General features: G+C 70.2%; 18 protein-coding genes and 1 pseudogene. 17 read left to right on the top strand and 2 right to left on the bottom strand.

Annotation, left to right across the window (positions count from 1 at the left end; all coding sequences use genetic code 11):
- Positions 1–5: 5 nt before the first annotated feature.
- Together Leucomu_RS12780 and Leucomu_RS12775 are read left to right on the top strand one after the other, a co-directional pair.
- Positions 6–1052 carry a polyprenyl synthetase family protein gene (locus tag Leucomu_RS12780; RefSeq protein ID WP_128387451.1) on the top strand — a complete coding sequence of 349 codons (1047 nt, stop codon included), beginning with the start codon at positions 6–8 and terminating at the stop codon, positions 1050–1052.
- Between the two features lie 2 nt (positions 1053–1054).
- Positions 1055–2431, top strand: coding sequence for an FAD-dependent oxidoreductase (locus tag Leucomu_RS12775; protein ID WP_128387450.1), 1377 nt, complete (start codon positions 1055–1057; stop codon positions 2429–2431).
- Positions 2432–2460: 29 nt separating this feature from the next.
- On the opposite strand, the gene Leucomu_RS12770 is transcribed toward Leucomu_RS12775, so the two are convergent.
- Positions 2461–4062, bottom strand: a complete 1602-nt coding sequence (locus Leucomu_RS12770) for a PucR family transcriptional regulator (RefSeq protein WP_128387449.1) — start codon at positions 4060–4062, stop codon at positions 2461–2463.
- Positions 4063–4324: 262 nt separating this feature from the next.
- Here Leucomu_RS12770 and Leucomu_RS15615 point away from each other — a divergent pair.
- The 6 genes and pseudogenes from Leucomu_RS15615 to Leucomu_RS12750 all read left to right on the top strand — a co-directional run.
- Positions 4325–4996, top strand: a pseudogene (locus Leucomu_RS15615) (diaminopimelate decarboxylase family protein); the annotation flags it as partial.
- A gap of 82 nt (positions 4997–5078) precedes the next feature.
- Complete coding sequence (locus Leucomu_RS15610) at positions 5079–5540, top strand: hypothetical protein (protein ID WP_323368323.1); 462 nt, start codon at positions 5079–5081, stop codon at positions 5538–5540.
- Positions 5537–5848 carry a transporter substrate-binding domain-containing protein gene (locus tag Leucomu_RS15605; protein WP_228407111.1) on the top strand — a complete coding sequence of 104 codons (312 nt, stop codon included), beginning with the start codon at positions 5537–5539 and terminating at the stop codon, positions 5846–5848. The genes Leucomu_RS15610 and Leucomu_RS15605 overlap by 4 nt, the downstream gene beginning before the upstream one ends.
- A gap of 42 nt (positions 5849–5890) precedes the next feature.
- Positions 5891–6472, top strand: a complete 582-nt coding sequence (locus Leucomu_RS12760) for a transporter substrate-binding domain-containing protein (protein WP_267128425.1) — start codon at positions 5891–5893, stop codon at positions 6470–6472.
- Positions 6469–7461: an amino acid ABC transporter permease gene (locus Leucomu_RS12755; RefSeq protein ID WP_128387448.1), complete on the top strand. Its 993-nt coding sequence runs from the start codon at positions 6469–6471 to the stop codon at positions 7459–7461. The genes Leucomu_RS12760 and Leucomu_RS12755 overlap by 4 nt, the downstream gene beginning before the upstream one ends.
- Positions 7458–8261 carry an amino acid ABC transporter ATP-binding protein gene (locus Leucomu_RS12750; RefSeq protein WP_017883767.1) on the top strand — a complete coding sequence of 268 codons (804 nt, stop codon included), beginning with the start codon at positions 7458–7460 and terminating at the stop codon, positions 8259–8261. Before Leucomu_RS12755 ends, Leucomu_RS12750 begins: the two co-directional genes overlap by 4 nt.
- A gap of 48 nt (positions 8262–8309) precedes the next feature.
- On the opposite strand, the gene Leucomu_RS12745 is transcribed toward Leucomu_RS12750, so the two are convergent.
- Positions 8310–9173, bottom strand: coding sequence for a Sir2 family NAD-dependent protein deacetylase (locus tag Leucomu_RS12745; RefSeq protein WP_128387447.1), 864 nt, complete (start codon positions 9171–9173; stop codon positions 8310–8312).
- Between the two features lie 87 nt (positions 9174–9260).
- Here Leucomu_RS12745 and pyrE point away from each other — a divergent pair, with 87 nt between their 5' ends.
- The 9 genes from pyrE (at position 9261) to Leucomu_RS12700 (ending at position 17735) form a co-directional block, all read left to right on the top strand.
- Positions 9261–9815, top strand: a complete 555-nt coding sequence (pyrE, locus tag Leucomu_RS12740; protein WP_017883765.1) for an orotate phosphoribosyltransferase — start codon at positions 9261–9263, stop codon at positions 9813–9815.
- A gap of 355 nt (positions 9816–10170) precedes the next feature.
- Positions 10171–10668: a RidA family protein gene (locus tag Leucomu_RS12735; RefSeq protein WP_228407110.1), complete on the top strand. Its 498-nt coding sequence runs from the start codon at positions 10171–10173 to the stop codon at positions 10666–10668.
- Between the two features lie 29 nt (positions 10669–10697).
- On the top strand, positions 10698–11852 hold the full coding sequence (locus Leucomu_RS12730; RefSeq protein ID WP_164884563.1) for an ABC transporter substrate-binding protein: 1155 nt from the start codon (positions 10698–10700) through the stop codon (positions 11850–11852).
- Positions 11853–11930: 78 nt separating this feature from the next.
- Positions 11931–12704, top strand: a complete 774-nt coding sequence (locus Leucomu_RS12725) for a branched-chain amino acid ABC transporter permease (RefSeq protein WP_128387445.1) — start codon at positions 11931–11933, stop codon at positions 12702–12704.
- A complete protein-coding gene (locus tag Leucomu_RS15780) occupies positions 12680–12838 on the top strand; it encodes a hypothetical protein (protein ID WP_267128424.1) in 159 nt (52 codons plus the stop codon). Before Leucomu_RS12725 ends, Leucomu_RS15780 begins: the two co-directional genes overlap by 25 nt.
- A gap of 2 nt (positions 12839–12840) precedes the next feature.
- The gene (locus Leucomu_RS12715) at positions 12841–14697 is read left to right on the top strand and encodes a branched-chain amino acid ABC transporter ATP-binding protein/permease (RefSeq protein WP_128387443.1); all 1857 of its coding nucleotides are present in this window, start codon (positions 12841–12843) and stop codon (positions 14695–14697) included.
- Positions 14694–15407, top strand: a complete 714-nt coding sequence (locus tag Leucomu_RS12710; protein ID WP_128387442.1) for an ABC transporter ATP-binding protein — start codon at positions 14694–14696, stop codon at positions 15405–15407. The genes Leucomu_RS12715 and Leucomu_RS12710 overlap by 4 nt, the downstream gene beginning before the upstream one ends.
- Positions 15408–15480: 73 nt before the next feature.
- The gene (locus Leucomu_RS12705) at positions 15481–16206 is read left to right on the top strand and encodes a FadR/GntR family transcriptional regulator (RefSeq protein ID WP_128387441.1); all 726 of its coding nucleotides are present in this window, start codon (positions 15481–15483) and stop codon (positions 16204–16206) included.
- Positions 16203–17735 carry a gamma-glutamyltransferase family protein gene (locus Leucomu_RS12700; protein WP_128387440.1) on the top strand — a complete coding sequence of 511 codons (1533 nt, stop codon included), beginning with the start codon at positions 16203–16205 and terminating at the stop codon, positions 17733–17735. The genes Leucomu_RS12705 and Leucomu_RS12700 overlap by 4 nt, the downstream gene beginning before the upstream one ends.
- Positions 17736–17772 lie beyond the last annotated feature (37 nt).

Below are 17772 nucleotides of genomic sequence, written 5' to 3'. Positions count from 1 at the left end.
GTTCCATGGCCGAAGACACTGCGACCCAGGCGTTGCCCATGCGCCTCTTCCGTGGCGTGCAGGATCGCCGGCACGCGAAGGAGCTGCAGCAGCAGCTCGAGCTGATCGAGTCCGAGCTGACCGAGCACCTGCGCTTCGCGTCGCCGGTAGCCGACGCGCCTGCGCGGTACCTCATGGAGGCCGGCGGCAAGCGGATCCGACCCATGCTGACCCTGCTCACGAGCGAGCTCGGCAGCGGCCCGAACGAGCAGGTGCGCCGCGCCGCGCAGGCGGTGGAGATGACGCACCTGGCGTCGCTGTACCACGACGACGTGATGGACGACGCGAAGCTGCGCCGGGGGGTGCCGGCGGCCCAGACGGTGTGGTCGAACTCGGTGGCGATCCTCGCCGGAGATCTGCTCTTCGCGCGAGCCTCGACGCTCGTCTCCGGCATGGGCGAGGAGGCGATCCTGCTGCAGGCGCGCACCTTCGAGCGCCTCTGCCTGGGCCAGCTGCACGAGACGGTGGGACCGCAGCCGGGCGACGAGCCGATCGAGCACTACATCCAGGTGCTCGCCGACAAGACGGGCGCGCTGATCGCGACGGCGGCCCGCATGGGCGTGATGTTCGGCGGTGCTCCGGCCGAGTACGCCGACCCGGTGATGGAGTACGGCGAGCGCATCGGCGTGGCGTTCCAGCTGATCGACGACGTGATCGATCTGTCTCCGAAGAAGGAGCAGACGGGCAAGCGCGCCGGCACCGACCTGCGCGCGGGTGTCGCGACGCTGCCGCTGCTGCTGCTGCAGCAGCGGGCCGCGGCGGGCGGCGCCTCGGACGCCGAGCTGCTGGGCAGGATCGAGACGGGCGTCTCGGCCATCCGCGAGGGCGCGGATCCGGCCATGCTCGACCCCGAGGTCGAAGAGCTGCGGGCCCACGAGGTGACCCGCGAGACGGAGGCCACGGCGCACCGCTGGGCCGAGGATGCGAAGGCCGTGCTCGAGGTGCTGCCGAAGACCTCGGTGCGGCGCGCGCTCGAGCGCATGGCCGATTCGATCGTGAACAGGGAAGGCTGAGAATGAGCAAGATGCGACTGGCGATCGTCGGGGCAGGGCCGGCGGGGATCTACGCCGCCGATCTGCTGCTGAAGGCGGAGCGCGACTTCGAGGTCGAGATCGACCTGTTCGAGCAGCTTCCGGCGCCGTACGGCCTCGTGCGCTACGGCGTCTCGCCCGATCACCCGCGCATCAAGGGCATCATCACCGCGCTGCGCGAGGTGCTCGACAGCGGTGACATCCGCTACTTCGGCAACGTGCGCTACGGCGAGGACATCACGCTGGCAGACCTCAAGAAGCACTACCACGCGGTGATCTTCGCGACGGGCGCGATCCGCGACGCCTCGCTGAACATCCCCGGCATCGACGCCGAGGGCTCCTACGGCGCCGCCGACTTCGTGAGCTGGTTCGACGGGCACCCCGACGTGCCCCGCACCTGGCCGCTCGAGGCGCGCGAGGTGGGCGTCGTCGGCAACGGCAACGTGGCGCTCGACATCTCGCGCATGCTGATCAAGCACGCCGACGACCTGCTGCCCACCGAGATCCCCGACAACGTGTACGCGGGGCTCAAGCAGAACCCGATCGAGGAGCTGCACCTCTTCGGCCGCCGCGGCCCCAAGTACGTGAAGTTCACGCCGCTCGAACTGCGCGAGCTCGGCGAGGTGCGCGACGTCGACATGGTGGTGGACGAGCGCGACTTCGACGTCGACGACGCCTACGCCGACGAGACGCTCTCGAAGAACAAGCAGGTCGTGGTGATGACCCGCATCATGGACAAGTGGCGGGCCGAGCAGCAGCAGCGCGAGGCCGGCGAGGTCGAGCCGGCGTCGCGCCGCCTGCACCTGCACTTCTGGTCGAAGCCGGTCGAGGTGGTCGTCGAAGACGGTCGCGTGGCCGGCCTGCGCGTCGAGCGCACCGCGCCCGACGGGCAGGGCGGCGTGATCGACACGGGCGAGTTCGAGGTGATCCCGATGCAGTCGCTCTACCGCGCGGTCGGCTACTTCGGTTCGCCGCTCGACGAGATCCCCTTCGACGACGCCCGCGGCGTGATCCCGAACGCGCAGGGCCGCGTGCAGGATCTCGAGGGCGAGCAGATCCCCGGCGTCTACGCGACGGGCTGGATCAAGCGCGGACCGGTCGGTCTCATCGGTCACACGAAGAGCGACGCCATGGAGACCCTCGAGTGCCTCATGGAGGATCGGGCGAACTGGTGGCAGCCCGAGGCTCCCGAGGCGGAGGCGATCCCCGAGCTGCTGCACGCGCGCGAGGTGCCGTACACGACGATCGAGGGCTGGCACCGGCTCGACGACCACGAGCTCGGCCTCGGCGAGCAGGCCGGCCGCACCCGCGTCAAGGTGGTGCCGCGCGACGAGATGACGCGCATCGCACGCGCCGAGTAGCGCACCGCGCCCTCGCGGGTTCCTTCGGGTCAGACGGCCCCGACTCCGCAGCGCAGCTGCAGCCACGCTGCGAGCAGCGTATCCGGATCGTAGAGGTCGACGCCGTGGTGCTCGTGCGCCCGCTTCAGGCGGTAGCGCACCGTGTTCTCGTGGATGCCGAGTTCGCGCGCCGTGCGAGCGACGTTGCCGAAGGCGCCGCACCAGGCGATGAGGGTGTCGGCCACGAGGGGGTCGGTCTCGCGCAGGAGCCCGATCGCCGGCGACCCCAGTTCGGAGGCTTCGGCGAAGAGGGCGGCGGCCCGCTCGAAGACGAGCGCGGGTCGCAGGGCCTCGACGGTGAGCAGGCGCGCGTCGGGCGCGTCGGCGGGCGCCGCGGGCGCGACGTCGAAGAGGCGTGTCGCGAGGTCGCGCAGCGGTGCGATCTCGCCGGGCCTCGACGCGACGCCCGGCAGCGCGACGCGCACGCCGGGCCCGAGCAGCCGGTCGATGACCGGCAGTACGGGCTCGACGAGATCTCGCGGCGACCGGGATCCGGCGTGCTCGACGAGCGCGTAGACGCGGCCGCCGCGCACGGCCGTGACCGCCTCGGGGCGCTGGAGCACGAGGTGGCGCTGCAGGAGGGAGCGCAGCTGCGCCGGGAGGGGCGAGTGCTCGCGCTGCTCGGGGAAGAACACGAGGAGCTCTGCGCCGTGCTCTTCGGAGATGCCGAGTTCGGCGAACTCCGAGCCGCCGGCGTCGTCGCCGTCGAGCAGGGTGCGAAACCGGTCCTCGCGGGGCTGCTGGGTGGCGCGTCGCACGCGCAGGTCGTCGAGCATGTGCGATGCGGCGAGGGCTGCGGCGGTGCGCATGCGCTCCTCCTGCTCGGCGGTGAGCTCCGGGGCGCCGCTCGCATCGATCGCCCACACGGTGCCGAGGGGCAGGGTGCCGGCGTGGATGGCGAAGGCGACGCGCGGCTCCTCGTCGTCGAGGCGCGGGTACTTGATCGGCTCCGTCGACCGGAGCACGGTGCGGTACTGGTCGTCGTTGAACGGGGAGTCCGGCACCTTCCGGGTGAGGATGCCCTGGGTGCGGAGGCGGTCGATGACCTGCCCGGGCACTGAGGAGTAGGCGATGATGCGACGGCCGAGGTCTTCGATGGCGACGGATCCGCCGAAGAACTCGGCGAGCTCGTTCGCCAGCGCGAAGAGCGGTTCTGCGCCCTGGTCGCGGTGGGTGTCCTCGCTGTAGCGGTGCTCGCCGAGCAGCTGGGCGATGAGCGCGTCGAAGATGCGCCAGCTCACCCGCTCGCCGACGCGGATGAGGGGGATTCCGGTGCGGCGCGAGATCCCCGCCAGCGCGTCGACGTCGGCGTCGCGGCACTTCAGCGCGATGGCGGCGTAGCCGAGTCGCGCCGCGAGAACGGCGAGCGCCTCGAACTCGGCCGCCGCGGCCTGCGTGGTCGAGGGGGCCAGGAGGAGCGTGTCGGGCTCGTCGGGCAGCTCCTCGAGCGCGTCGTGGAACTCGGCGGCGCGCACGGTGCGGCCGGCCGGGTCTGCGCCGACCGCGGTCGCCGTGTGCGGGCCCAGCTCCGAGACCAGGGCCTCGAGTCGCAGCGCACCGTCCGCAGGACTTGTCGAAATCTTGGATTCCATGCCGTAAATATATAAGAAAACCACAATATAGGCGGGGGCCTAGGTGCCTAAAGTGGGTGTCACGACGACGTGAACGGAGATCCCAGTGGCCCACACACAGACGCTTGCCCGCACCGCCCCCGACGGCACCAGGCTCGATGACCTCTGGAGCATCCTCCCCGAGGAGTCCGCTCGCATCGACGGCCCGCGCGGCGGCGAGCTCGCGATCGGCGGCGTCGGGGTCACCGAGCTCGCCGAGACGTACGGCACCCCGCTGCACATCATGGACGAAGCCGGGCTGCGGCGCCAGATCCGCCGCTTCATCGACGGCCTCGCCGAGCGCTGGCCGAACTCCGAGGTGCTCTTCGCCTCCAAGTCGCTGCCGGTGCCGGGCATGTACCGCATCGCGCACGAGGAGGGCCTCTCGGTCGACGTCGCAGGCGGTGGCGAGCTGCGGCTCGCGCTCGCGGCCGGCGTGCGGCCCGAGAAGCTCCACTTCCACGGCAACGCGAAGACCGACGCCGAACTCCGCATGGCGCTCGAGGCGGGCGTCGGGGCGATCATCGTCGACAACGAGGACGAGCTGGATCGGCTCGAGCGGCTGCTCGAGCGCCCGCAGGCCCTGCTCCTGCGAGTGATCCCCGGCGTCGAGGCCGAGACCCACGCCTCCCAGGCGACCGGCGGCGCGAAGTCGAAGTTCGGCCTGCCGATGGACCAGGCGAAGCGGGCCATCGCCCGGATGCAGGCGCACCCGCTCATGCACTTCGAAGGGGTGCACCTGCACATCGGCTCGCAGATCCTGAACACCCGGCAGTTCGCCGAGGCGGTCGCCAACATCTCGACCGTCGGCACCTTCGGCACCTACGACGTGGGCGGCGGGCTCGGGGTGCAGTACACCTACGACGAGACCCCGCCGTCCGTCGACGAGTACCTCGACGCGATCGTCGCCGCGGCTCGCGAGCACCTGCCGGCAGACGCCCGCCTCATGATCGAGCCGGGCCGATCGGTCGTCGCGCGCGGGGGTCACCCTGTACCGCGTGGTGTCGGTGAAGCGCACGGGCGACGTCTTCGTGGCGATCGACGGAGGCCTCGCCGACAACCTCGACATCGCCCTCACCGCGCAGCGCTACGAGGCGCTGCTCGCCGACCGCATCGACGAGCCGTGGACCGAGACGGTGCAGCTCGTCGGTCGCCAGTGCGAGTCGGGCGACCTGTTCATCGACGGCGCCCCGATGCCCGCGGCGCGGGTGGGCGACCTCGTGGTGATGCCCGGCACGGGCGCCTACAACTACACCCTCGCGAACAACTACAACGGCGCCCTCAAGCCCGCCATCGTGCTCGTGCGAGACGGGGGGCCCGCCTCGTCACCCGACGCGAGACCTACGACGACCTGTTGCGCCTGCACGAGCCGGTGCTCGGCGCGCGCGACTGACGCCGGGCGCGGCGTCCGCCGCGCCCTCCGACCCCCATCCTCCTCCAACGACGAAGGACCCCCATGAAGAAGACATCCCTCACCCTGCTCGCAGCTGCGGCCGCGCTCGCGCTGGTCGTCACCGGCTGCTCGAACACGACGACCTCGGGAGCCGGCGCCGCGAGCGGGTCGGGCGCCGATGACGGTCTGCCCGTCGGCGATGAGATCAGCACGACGACCGACGCTGCGCTCACCGAGCTGCTGCCGGAGGAGATCGTCGAGAAAGGGCGGATCGACATCGCCGTCGACATCCCCTTCCCGCCGATGGCGATGTACGACGAGACCAACCGTGCGGTCGGCTTCGATCCCGAGCTCGGCCGGCTCATCGGGCAGTAGCTCGGCATCGACGTCTCGCTCAACAAGCAGGCCTTCGACTCGGTGATCCCGTCGCTGCAGGCGGGCAAGAACGACATCATCATGTCGGGCATGAACGACACCCCGGAGCGCCAGGAGACCCTGAGCTTCGTCGACTACACCCACGGCGGCTTCGCCATCGCCGTGAAGCACGGCAACCCGGAGGGCATCACCACCCAGCGCGATCTCTGCGGGCTCACGGTGTCGGTGCAGAAGGCGACCATCCAGGGCGAGCTGCTGCGCGCGATGGACTGCGGCATCAACGTCATGGAGCTCCCCTCGGATCTCGACGCGCAGACCGCCCTCCGCGCGGGCAAGAGCCAGGCCTATACCGCCGACGCCGTCGTCGCCGAGTACGTCGTCGCGACGACCGACGACGGGAAGGCGTTCGAGATCGTGCGCGACCCCGAGAACCCCTCCGGCTTCAATCCCGTGTTCAGCGGTATCGGGATCCTCAAGGACGACACCGAGCTCGTCGAGGCCGTGCGCGCCGCACTCCAGGCGCTCATCGAGGAGGGCGCCTACCAGCAGGTGCTCGACCGCAACAACATCGGCGCCTACGCGGTGGAGACCGCCGCGGTGAACCAGGGGAAGGCCGCCTCGTGACCGCGCCGACGATCTCACGAGGCTCGGCTGCGGCAGACCAGGGGTTCTCCACCGACGACGACGTCGAGGCGATTCCGCTCCGGCGCCCCTGGCGCTGGATCAGCGCGGTCGTCGTGCTCGCCCTGATCGTGTGGTTCGTCGGGATCATCGCGACGAACCCGAACCTCGACTTCACGACGGTCGGCGCGTTCCTCTTCGACGCCCGCATCCTCGAGGGGGTCTGGCTCACGATCCTCATCACGGTGATCTCGATGGCGGTGTCGACGGTGCTCGCGATCGTCATCGCCGCGATGCGGCTCTCCTCGAACCCGGTGCTGCTCAGCGTCGCCTGGTTCTACGTGTGGGCGTTCCGCGGCACGCCGGTGCTCGTGCAGATCGTACTCTGGGGCTACCTCGGGCTGCTGTTCGACCAGATCCGCCTCGGCATCCCACTCACCGACGTCGTCTTCTGGTCGATGGACACGAACGCGCTCGTCACGCCGTTCATCGCCGGCCTGCTCGCGCTGACGCTCAACCAGGCGGCCTACTCCTCCGAGATCGTGCGCGCCGGCATGATGTCCGTCGACGAGGGGCAGCGCGAGGCCGCCTACTCGCTCGGCATGTCGCCGCTCTACACCTTCCGGCGGGTGCTCCTGCCGCAGGCGATGCGCGTGATCATCCCGCCGATGGGCAACGAGCTCATCTCGATGCTCAAGAACACGTCGCTGCTGTCGGTGATCGCGGTGATGGAGCTCTACACCCAGGCCTCGGTGATCTCCTCGTCGAACCTCAAGCAGGTCGAGCTGCTCATCGTGGTGAGCATCTGGTATCTGCTCATGACGAGCGTGCTCTCGGTACCGCAGTACTACCTCGAGCGCCGCTTCGGCCGGGGCAGCACCCGCAATCTCCCGCCCACTCCGCTGCAGCGCCTCCGGGCGGCGCTGCAGAGCCGCAAGCCGGGCCCCGCGCCCGCGCCACCCACCCACGCCGTCGAGGTGATCGGAGCATGACCATGACGCAGACCACGACCGCGCCCGAGACTTCGCCGGCCGAAGCCCTCGTGCAGATCCGCCGCGTGCGCAAGAGCTTCGGAGCCCACGAGGTGCTCCGCGACATCTCCCTCGCCGTGCCCGCGGGCTCGGTGACCGTGCTCCTCGGCCCGTCGGGCTCCGGGAAGTCGACGCTGCTGCGCTGCGTGAACCACCTCGAGACGATCGACGGCGGCCGCATCATCGTCGACGGCGAGCTCATCGGCTATCGACAGGCGGGGAACAAGACCCACGAGATGACCCCGCGGCAGATCGCGAGGCAGCGTCAGGGCATCGGCATGGTGTTCCAGCGTTTCAACCTCTTCCCGCACCTGACCGCGCTCGAGAACATCATGGAGGCGCCGGTGGGCGTCGCGGGGCGCTCCCGGGCGATGGCGAAGGGCCGGGCGCTCGAACTGCTCGACCGCGTCGGCCTCGGCGACTTCGCGGGCCACTACCCGGCGCAGCTCTCGGGCGGCCAGCAGCAGCGGATCGCTATCGCACGGGCGCTCGCGATGGATCCGAAGCTGATGCTGTTCGACGAGCCGACCTCGGCGCTGGATCCTGAGCTCGTCGGCGACGTGCTCGACGTGATGCGCGAGCTCGCCCGGGACGGCATGACGATGATCGTCGTGACGCACGAGATCGGCTTCGCGCGAGGCGTGGCGGACCAGGTGGTGTTCATGGACGGCGGCGTCGTCGTCGAGGCCGGACCGCCCCACGAGGTGCTCGACCGCCCGCAGCGGCAGCGGACGCGCAACTTCCTCGAGAGCGTCAAGTGACGGAGGCGGCCCGTGCCGCGGGAACGACTCGCGGGCGGGCCGCCGCCGTCAGACGCGGACGTCGAGTGCGGAGGCCAGAGCGCTGAGCGTCTCGCTCGTGCCCCCCTCGATGCGCACGGCGACCGAGTCGCGGCGGTCGACCGCGGTCGGCCCGCGGTTGATGACCGCGATGGGGATCCCGCGCCGTTCGGCGCGATGCAGCAGCCGCATGCCGGTGTTCACCGCGAGCGAGGTGCCGACGAGCAGCAGCGCGCTCGCGTCGCGCACGAGCGTCTCGGCGGCGCTGAACACCGCCGGCGGCACGGTCTCGCCGAAGTAGACCACGTCGGGGCGCAGCAGCCCGCCGCACGGGGCGCCGCGGCCCGGGCACGACGGCACGACGACACGCTCGGTGCCGGAGACCCTGGCGTCGCCGTCGGGTGCGATCTCGGCGTGCGCGTTGCGCTCCGCGAAGCCGGGGTTGAGGTCGTCGAACCAGCCGAGCACGTCGGCCCGGCTCCAGCGCGCGCCGCACCGCAGGCAGCGGATCACGCGGCCGTTGCCGTGCAGCTCGACGACGGTGCGGGATCCGCTGCGCCGGTGCAGGTCGTCGACGTTCTGGGTGATGACCCCGCCGATGCGGCCCGCCGCCTCGAGCCGCGCGAGGGCGAGGTGGCCGGCGTTGGGGGCGACCCCGCTCGATCGCAGGAAGCCGATGCGGGCCCCGGCCCAGAAGCGGCGCCGGTAGGCCTCGTTGTCCATGAACTGCGCGATGCTCATGGGGGTGCGCGGGGGCGTGCCCGCGCCGCGGTAGTCGGGGATGCCCGAGTCGGTGCTGATCCCCGCGCCCGTCAGCACGGCGGCCGGGCCCTCTGCGAAGAGCCGGGCCAGTTCCGCGGTGGCCTGCGGCTCACCGGCCTGCAGTGGTGACATGAACCCTCCCTGCACTCGAATCTAGGGCACGGGGCTGGGCGCGCCCGCTGCACCGGCGGCGATCCGAGCGCGAGTAGGATCTTCTGCATGACGACTGCGCGCGAACAGCTCATCGACCTCATCAAGAGCGAGGCCGTGTTCCACGGCGATTTCACGCTCACGAGCGGCAAGAAGGCCACGTACTACATCGATCTGCGGAAGCTGAGCCTCGACCATCGCGCGGCTCCGCTCATCGGCCAGGTGATGCTCGACCTCATCGACGACATCGATGGCGTGGTCGCCGTGGGCGGGCTCACGATGGGCGCCGATCCGATCGCGTCGGCGATCATGCACCAGGGCGTCGCGCGCGGCAGGGTCTACGACTCGTTCGTGGTGCGAAAGGAGCCGAAGGATCACGGCCGCGGCCGCCAGGTCGAGGGGCCCGACCTCGAGGGCAAGCGCGTCGTGGTGGTCGAGGACACCTCGACGACCGGCGGTTCGCCGCTCGCGGCCATCGAGGCGCTGAAGAAGGTGGGCGCCGAGGTCGTCGCGGTGGCCGTGGTGGTGGATCGCCAGGCGCCGGCGAAGGCGCGCATCGAGGGCGAGGGATACGAGTACCGCTTCGCGATCGGGCTCGAAGACCTCGGCCTGCAGCCGCAGTAGCCGTCGCTCTCCAGGCTCAGGAGGGGCTCCGCGATGTATCGCGGGGCCCCTCTTCTGCGTGCCCGGGCGGTGCCGAGAGGCGGATTTCGCATGAGACCGGTCTGCGCGGCGTGCGGAACCCGCCTCTCGGCCGCAGGTGCCTCGGTCTCAGGGTGACTCGGGCGCGGGGAGCCGCGGGCGCAAGGCGCTTCCCGAGGGGTGCTGTGTGACGACTTCGTTGCGGTCTCGAAAAATCTCCGCTGAAGGCTTCCCCTTCCGCTTCCGCCGCTATAAGCTCATGGACAGTCGGTCATTCGGTCAGACCAATAGTCCTGACTCAGCCGACACCTCAAGGACGAGAAGAAGGAGAAATATAGTGTCTGTCTCATGCGAAGCCCGCGTGGCCGAGCTTGGTCTCGATATCCCCGACTACAGCGACGGCGGCTACCACGGCACCTACTACGGCACGATGAAGGCGTTCCACAAGACCGGGAACCTGCTCTTCCTCTCGGGCCACGTCGCCGACATCGTGGGCCACAACGGCCAGCCCACCCACGCCGGCCGTCTCGGCGCCGAGGTCACCGTCGAGCAGGGCTACGCCGAGGCTCGGCAGACCGCGCTGAACTGCCTGGGTACGATGCGCCTCGCGCTCGGCTCGCTCGACCGCGTGAAGTGCCTCGTGAACTCTCTGAACTTCGTGGTCGCGGCGCCCGACTTCGTCGACGTGAACCTGGTCTCGTGCGGCGCCACCGACCTCTTCCGCGACGTGTTCGGCGAGGAGAACGGACTCGGCGGCCGCGCCACGATCGGCGTCACGTCGCTCGCCGCGAACCACTGCTTCGAAAACTGGATGACGATCGAGACGGTCGACTGACCTCCGAACCGACGGATGTGATGAGAATGTTGAGCAAGAGAACAGCCAAACTGGCGGTCGTGACGGGCGTTGCGCTCCTCACGCTGAGCGCGTGCTCCTCGGGCGGCTCTGGCGGCTCTGGCGAGGGAGGCGGCTCCGAGGGCGCGATCCCGATCGGATACACGGCGACCCTCTCGGGCGACTTCGCGAGCTACGGGCTCGAGATGCGCGAGGGCATCGACCTGGCGATCGAGGAGATCAACGCCGACGGCGGCGTGCTCGATCGCGACCTCACCCTCGAAGGCGTGGACGACGAGGGCAAGCCCGCCAACGGCCCCGTGGTCGCGCAGGAGTTCTGCGACGACGCCGAAGTGCCGGTCGTTCTCGGCTTCAGCTTCTCGAGCGTCGCGCTGTCGGGCCTGCCCATCTACACGCAGTGCGGCCTGCCGATCATCGCGTCGGCTGTCACGTCTCCCGAGCTGAGCGGCGCGAGCGACATCTTCTTCCGCACCGTGTTCACCGACGCCTACCAAGGCGCCGAGGCGGCGAAGTTCATCGCCGAGAACCGGGGCGTGGAGAAGGTCGCCGTGCTGTATCAGCAGGACGACTACGGCAAGGGCGTCGCCGACGCGTTCAGTGAGGGCTTCGAGGAGGCCGGCGGCACCGTCACCAGCTCCCAGGCCTACCAGCTGGGCACGGTGAACTTCGCGAGCACGGTCGACACCGCACTGCGCGACGACCCCGACGCGGTCTTCATCGGCGGCTTCTACACCGAGGCCGGCAAGATCGTGAACCAGGTGCGCGACGCCGGATCCGACGCGCCGATCTTCGCCTCCGACGGTGCCGCGAGCCCGCTCTTCATCGACCTCGCAGGCGCCAACGCCGAGGGCGTCGAGGTCTACTCGGCCTTCTCGGCGAGCGACGACAGCCCCGAGGCCGCCGCGTTCGTCGAGGCCTTCACGGCCAAGTACGACAAGGAGCCGAGCTCGTGGGCCGCACTCGCCTATGACGCCACGTACATCGCGGCACAGGCGATGGAGACCGCCGGATCGACCGATCGTGCGGCCGTGGCCGAGGCGATCGCGGCCACCGAGGGCTTCCCCGGGGTCTCGGGCGAGATCAGCTTCGACGACGAGGGGAACCGTGTGGGCAACCTCACCTTCCAGCGCATCGAAGACGGCGCCTTCGTGGTCATCAAGGAGTAGCACCGCCCCGGTGGGCGCCGGCGACGGCGCCCACCGGGATCCTCATCCGGTTCCCCAGCAGGCTACGGAGATTAGGCAATGCAGGAAATCATCAACGGGCTCGCCGTCGGCGGCATCTACAGGCTTCTCGCCGTCGCGTTCAGCGTGGTCTACGGCGTCCTCGGCATGGTGAACTTCGCCTTCGGCGAGATCTTCATGTTCGGCGCCATCGGAGCCCTCGTCGCGGGCCAGACCAACATCCTCATCGCGGACGCGAGCGTCGACGGCCCGGGCCTCCCCGGCTGGGCGGCGATCCTCTTCGGGCTCGTCGTCGGCTCGCTCATCGGCTGGCTCATCGAGAGGATCGCGTATCGGCCGCTGCGCAACGCGCCGATCCTCTCCATGCTCATCACCGCGATCGCGGTGTCCATGCTGCTGCGCGCGGTCGCGACCTTCCTCTTCGGCGCCGCGCAGCTGCCGGTGCCCCGCCCCGACCTCGGGGAGTCGCTCAACATCCTCGGAGCGAGGGTGCAGCGCATCGACCTCATCGTGCTCGGCGTCGCGGTCGCAGTGACCCTCGCCTTCTGGGCCGTGATCCGCTTCACCCCCATCGGCCGCGCGATCCGCGCGACCGCCGAGGACAAGGACGCGGCGAGGCTCATGGGCATCGGCGTCGACCGGGTCATCTCGACGACGTTCGTGCTCGGCTCGGCGCTGGCCGCGGTCGCCGGCCTCCTCTACTCGCAGCGGTACGGATTCGCGGCCGCCACGATGGGCTTCCTGCCGGGGCTCACAAGGCACTGGTCGCGGCCGTGCTCGGCGGCATCGGCAGCATCCCGGGCGCCTTCGTGGGCGGCCTCGTGCTGGGCGTGAGCGAGGAGCTCGCCGCGTCCTACGTCCCGCAGGGATCTGCCTACCGCGACGTCATCGCGTTCGGGATCCTCGTGATCATCCTGTGGCTGCGCCCGCAGGGGCTGCTCGGCCGCCGAGAGGTACAGAAGGTCTAACGATGTCGAACACGTACACCGCCCCCATCGTCATCCTCAAGCAGGATCACGGCCTCAAGCGCTGGATCTGGCCCGCGGTCTTCCTCTTCGTGGGGTTGCTCGCACCGCTCGCGCTGCCCGGCGACAAGTGGATCCGAGTGGCGGCCCTCGCCCTCGTCTACGTCGCCCTCGCCTCCGGCCTGAACATCCTCGTCGGCATCACCGGCCTGCTCGACCTCGGCTTCATCGCGTTCTTCATCGTGGGCGCCTACACGACGGCCATATTCTGCACGAGAACGTTCGGCGTCGACCTCGCCGACAATCCCGCGGCGCTCGCGTGGGTGCTTCCACTGAGCGTGGTCGCCGCGATCGTGTTCGCGGGGATAGCGGGATCGATCATCGGCTATCCCACGCTGCGCGCCCGCGGCGACTACCTCGCCATCATGACCCTCGCCTTCGGCGAGATCGTGCGCATCGTCTCCATCAACTGGACCGAGTTCACCGGCGGCGCGGTCGGCATCCGCAACATCCCGGCGCTCACGCTCACCGGTAAGATCGTGCGGCCCCTGACGACGTACTACATCGTCTTCCTCATCGTGGTGATCCTCGTCGTGGCGCTCGCCTCGCTCATCGCGTCGCCCGTCGGCCGCGCCTGGGTCGCGATCCGCGAGGACGAGCTCGTCGCCTCGTCGATGGGCATCCGCACCCGCCGCTACAAGCTGCTCGCCTACGTGGTGGGGGCGTCGACCGCCGGTGTCATCGGCGTGTTCTTCGCCCACATGAACCAGTTCGTGAACCCCGACAGCTTCACGCTCGAGGACAACTTCATCGTGCTGAGCCTCGTGATCCTCGGCGGCGCCGGCACCCTGTGGGGGCCGGTGACCGGGGCGGTGCTGTGGATCTTCTTCCAGGCCGTCGCGAAGGACATCCCGCTCATCCAGGCCCACCCCGAGTTCCGCACGGGCTTCCTCGCCCTCATCGTCGTGATCCTCATGATCCTGCGGCCCGGCGGCATCATCTCCAAGCGCCTCGAGCTCACCCGGGCGCGGGGCCGCACCGAGGCGCCCGAGGGCGAGCTCATCGTGAACGAGCGCGACACCCCCGTCGCCGCCGGGGAGCCGGTGCTGAAAGTCGAGAACGTCAAACCGGTCTTCGGCGGCCTCGTCGCCCTCGAAGCGGTGACGTTCGAGCTCAGGCACGGCGAGGTGCTCGGCCTCATGGGCCCGAACGGCGCCGGCAAGTCGACGCTGCTCAACGCGATCTCGGGCGTCACCCGGGCGACCTCCGGCACCATCGAGCTGGGCGGCGAGCAGACGCAGAGCCTCGAGTCGAGCGCGGTATCGATGCGCGGCATCGCGAGAACCTTCCAGACCGTGCGCCTCTTCTGGGACATGACGGTGCTCGAGAACCTGCTCGTGGGCGGGCACTCGCGACTCGCGGGGTTCGCGCCGAAGTTCCTCTCGCCGTTCCCGTTCGTGCGGAAGCCGGAGCGGGCCACGGTCGACGAGGCCGAAGAAGTGCTCGCGTTCATGGACGTGTGGGACAGCCGCGACAAGCGCGCCTCGTCGCTCGACGCCTACCAGCAGCGCCGCGTCGAGATCGCCCGCGCCCTCATGACCCGACCGAACGTACTGCTGCTCGACGAGCCCGCAGCGGGCCTCAACGAGAGCGAGACCCGCGATCTCGCCCGCCTCATCAAGCGGATCCGCGAGCGCGGCATCGACGTGATCCTCATCGAGCACGACATGGATCTGCTCATGGGGGTCTCGGACCGGATCATCGTGCTCGACCACGGCGTGATCATCGCCGACGGCACGCCCGCCGAGATCCGGGTCAATCCGGAAGTGCTCGAGGCCTACCTGGGGAGTGATGCGAAGTGAGAATTCTCGAGGTCGAAGGCCTGAACGTGCGCTACGGCGTCGTCAGGGCGGTCACCGACGTCGACATGCACGTCGACGAGGGCGAACTCGTCGTCGTGGTCGGCGCGAACGGCGCGGGCAAGAGCAGCCTGCTGCGCTCGATCGCCGGGCTCAACAAGAGCCGCGGCAGGATCTCCTTCCTGGAGAAGGACGTGTCGTCGAGTCGAGCCGAGCAGCGCGTGCGCGCGGGGCTGTCGCTCGTGCCCGAGGGCCGGCACATCTTCGGGCGCATGACGGTGTTCGAGAATCTGCAGATCGCCCACTGGGGCGCGTCGACCGATTTCTCCGCCGAGGTCGCGAGCGTCTTCGAGCTCTTCCCGCGGCTCGAGGAGCGCCGGCACCAGACCGCCGCGACGCTCTCGGGCGGCGAGCAGCAGATGCTCGCGCTCTCCCGAGCGCTCATCAGGCGCCCGCGATTGCTTATGCTTGATGAACCGTCGATGGGTCTCGCCCCGAAGGTGGTCGCGCAGATGTTCGAGGTGATCGAGGAGATCAACCGCTCGGGCACGAGTGTGCTGCTCATCGAGCAGAACGCCAGGATGGCGCTCGCGATCGCGCATCGGGGCTACCTCATGGAGACCGGCAGGATCTCGGGCGGCGGCGACGCGAAGGCCATGCTCGAGGACGAGCAGCTGCACGAGGCCTACTTCGGCAAGAGCACGGACACGTGATGATGCTCGGAGTGGACGAGTGCGGCCGGGCGGGCCGGCGGCGAGGCTAGCGAAGTGAGAATGGAAGTGCGCAATGGACTGGGATTCGATCAACAGGGGGGCGACCCTCTCGGTGCCCGACCGGCTCTCGGTCGACCTTGAACGCCTGATCCTCGAGGGCGAGCTCGCGCCGGGCGAGAAGCTTCCGGCCGAGCGCGAGCTCGCGCAGCACCTCGGCGTCTCGCGCGTCTCGATCCGGGAGGCGCTGCGGGAGCTCGAGAACCGCGGGCTCATCGACCGCAAGCCCGGGCGGGGCACGATCGTGCTGCGCCCCGGGGAGCGGGCCACGATCGCCGACGATCTGCTCGACACGGTCGCGGCGCTGCGGCCCGAGATCCACGACATCATGGAGCTGCGCGCCATCGTCGAGCCGCCCATCGCCCGCCTCACCGCCAGCCGGGCGACGCAGCGCGATCTGGCGCAGCTGCGGGAGCTCGTCGAGTCGATGGAGAAGGACGTCACGAAGGAGCGGTACGCCGAACTCGACCGCGCCTTCCACCAGTCCATCGCGCAGTACACCCACAACCCGCTGCTCGCGCTCATCAACGAGCAGATCGCGCAGCAGATCGCTCCGAGCCGTGCGAGCCGCTACCAGACGAAGGAGCGCCGCGAGGCGTCGAGCATCGCGCACCGGCGCATCTTCGAGGCGATCGCGGAGGGCGACGGAGACCTCGCCGAGAGCGAGGCCCGGGCGCACGTGCTCGACATCGCGCAGCAGATCGCCCTGGCCGGGCGAGAGAAGGGAGCGAAGCAGTCATGACCGGAGCAGGCGGAGCGATCTCCACCTCTCACCACCTCGCCACCGAGGCCGGCGCCGCCGCCCTCGAGGCCGGCGGCAACGCGATCGACGCGGCCCTCGCCGCCGCGGCCGCCCTGTGCGTGGTGTACCCGAACAACGTCGCGCTCGGGGGCGACCTCATGGCGCTCGTGCGCAGCCCCGACGGCGAGGTGCGCTTCCTCAACGCCACGGGCACCGCACCGGCGGGGCAGTCGCTCGACGCGCTTCGAGCGTCGTACGGCGAGATGCTTCCGCTGCGCGGCATCGACACCGTGACGGTGCCAGGTGGCGTGCGGGGCTGGGAGGCGCTGCACGAGCTCGGGGCGACGCGCACTTGGGCGCAGCACCTCGAGGCCGCCGTCCGGTACGCCGCAGAGGGGGTGCCCACCGCCCGGTCGGTCGCCGCTGCCATCGTCGAGGAGCGCGAGGTGCTCGAGCTCGACGCGGGCTGCCGCGGCGTGTTCATCCCGGAGGGCCTGCCGCTCGTGCAGGGGCAGCCGCTCGTGCAGCCCGCGCTGGCCGCCTCGCTTCGCCGGCTCGCCGAGCGCGGGGCCTCGGAGTTCTACGAGGGCGAGCTCGCGCAGCGCTGGGTCGCCGGGCTCCAGGAACTCGGGTCGAAGATCGCGCTCGAGGACGCCGCCTCCTACGCCGCCTTCTGGGACGATCCGCTCGAGGGCGACTACGCCGGGCACCGCGTCATCACCGGGCCGCCGAACACCTCGGGGTTCATCCTGCTGCGCGCCCTCGAGGCCATCGCGGGCGGCATCGAGGATCCTCTCGAGTCCGGCGCCGGGGCGCTCGCCGACTCCTTCCGCGGCGGCAACGCCGTGCGGGCGGCGTTCCTCGCGGATCCCACGGCGGGAGGCCCCACCGGCGCCGAGCTCATCGCGATGCGCCGCCCCGAGCACCCGCCGCCGCGCGAGGCGAAGCCGAGCGGCGATACCGTCGGCCTCAGCGCCGTCAGCGCCGACGGCTGGGCGATCTCGCTCATCAACTCGGTGTACTTCGGCTTCGGCGCGGCGGTGCTCGAGCCCGAGACGGGCATCCTGTTCCAGAACCGCGGCACCTCCTTCTCCCTCGACCCCGCCTCGCCCAACGCGTTCGCGCCGGGCCGTCGGCCGCGCCACACCCTCATGCCGGTGCTGATCCTGCGCGACGGCGAGCTCGCGTGGGTGCCGGCGACGATGGGCGGATCGGCGCAGCCCCAGATCCATACCCAGCTGCTGCTGCGCTCGCTCGCGGGCAGCACGCCGCACGAGGCGACGCACGCCCCGCGCTGGATCGTCGAGGAGCCCGGCGCCGACGGGGTGGTGCGCGTGCTCATCGAGGAGGACGTGGCCGTGGAGGCTCGTGACGCCATCGCCGCTGCGGGGTTCCCGCTCAAGACGGTGCCCGCGTACAGCGAGGATCTGGGACACTCGAATCTGATCCGCGTCACGCCGCAGGGGTACGAGGCGGCGAGCGATCCGAGGTCGGACGGGTCGGCGATCGTGGTCGACGGCACCGGCTGAGCCGGGCCGTACGCTCCGCCCGCAGATCAGCCACACC

This window comes from Leucobacter muris (assembly GCF_004028235.1).
Lineage (GTDB): Bacteria > Actinomycetota > Actinomycetes > Actinomycetales > Microbacteriaceae > Leucobacter > Leucobacter muris.
The sequence above is the reverse complement of the archived record's forward strand: the minus strand, read 5'-3'. Positions and strand labels throughout refer to the sequence as shown.

Bases quoted from the DNA above. Each gene is read 5' to 3' on its own strand.
- Leucomu_RS12775 (WP_128387450.1), top strand. From the start codon at position 1,055: ATGAGCAAGATGCGACTGGCGATCGTCGGGGCAGGGCCGGCGGGGATC.
- Leucomu_RS12770 (WP_128387449.1), bottom strand. From the start codon at position 4,062: ATGGAATCCAAGATTTCGACAAGTCCTGCGGACGGTGCGCTGCGACTC.
- Leucomu_RS12725 (WP_128387445.1), top strand. From the start codon at position 11,931: ATGCAGGAAATCATCAACGGGCTCGCCGTCGGCGGCATCTACAGGCTT.
- Leucomu_RS12715 (WP_128387443.1), top strand. From the start codon at position 12,841: ATGTCGAACACGTACACCGCCCCCATCGTCATCCTCAAGCAGGATCAC.
- Leucomu_RS12750 (WP_017883767.1), top strand. From the start codon at position 7,458: ATGACCATGACGCAGACCACGACCGCGCCCGAGACTTCGCCGGCCGAA.
- pyrE (WP_017883765.1), top strand. From the start codon at position 9,261: ATGACGACTGCGCGCGAACAGCTCATCGACCTCATCAAGAGCGAGGCC.
- Leucomu_RS12745 (WP_128387447.1), bottom strand. From the start codon at position 9,173: ATGTCACCACTGCAGGCCGGTGAGCCGCAGGCCACCGCGGAACTGGCC.
- Leucomu_RS12705 (WP_128387441.1), top strand. From the start codon at position 15,481: ATGGACTGGGATTCGATCAACAGGGGGGCGACCCTCTCGGTGCCCGAC.
- Leucomu_RS12700 (WP_128387440.1), top strand. From the start codon at position 16,203: ATGACCGGAGCAGGCGGAGCGATCTCCACCTCTCACCACCTCGCCACC.
- Leucomu_RS15605 (WP_228407111.1), top strand. From the start codon at position 5,537: ATGAAGAAGACATCCCTCACCCTGCTCGCAGCTGCGGCCGCGCTCGCG.
- Leucomu_RS12780 (WP_128387451.1), top strand. From the start codon at position 6: ATGGCCGAAGACACTGCGACCCAGGCGTTGCCCATGCGCCTCTTCCGT.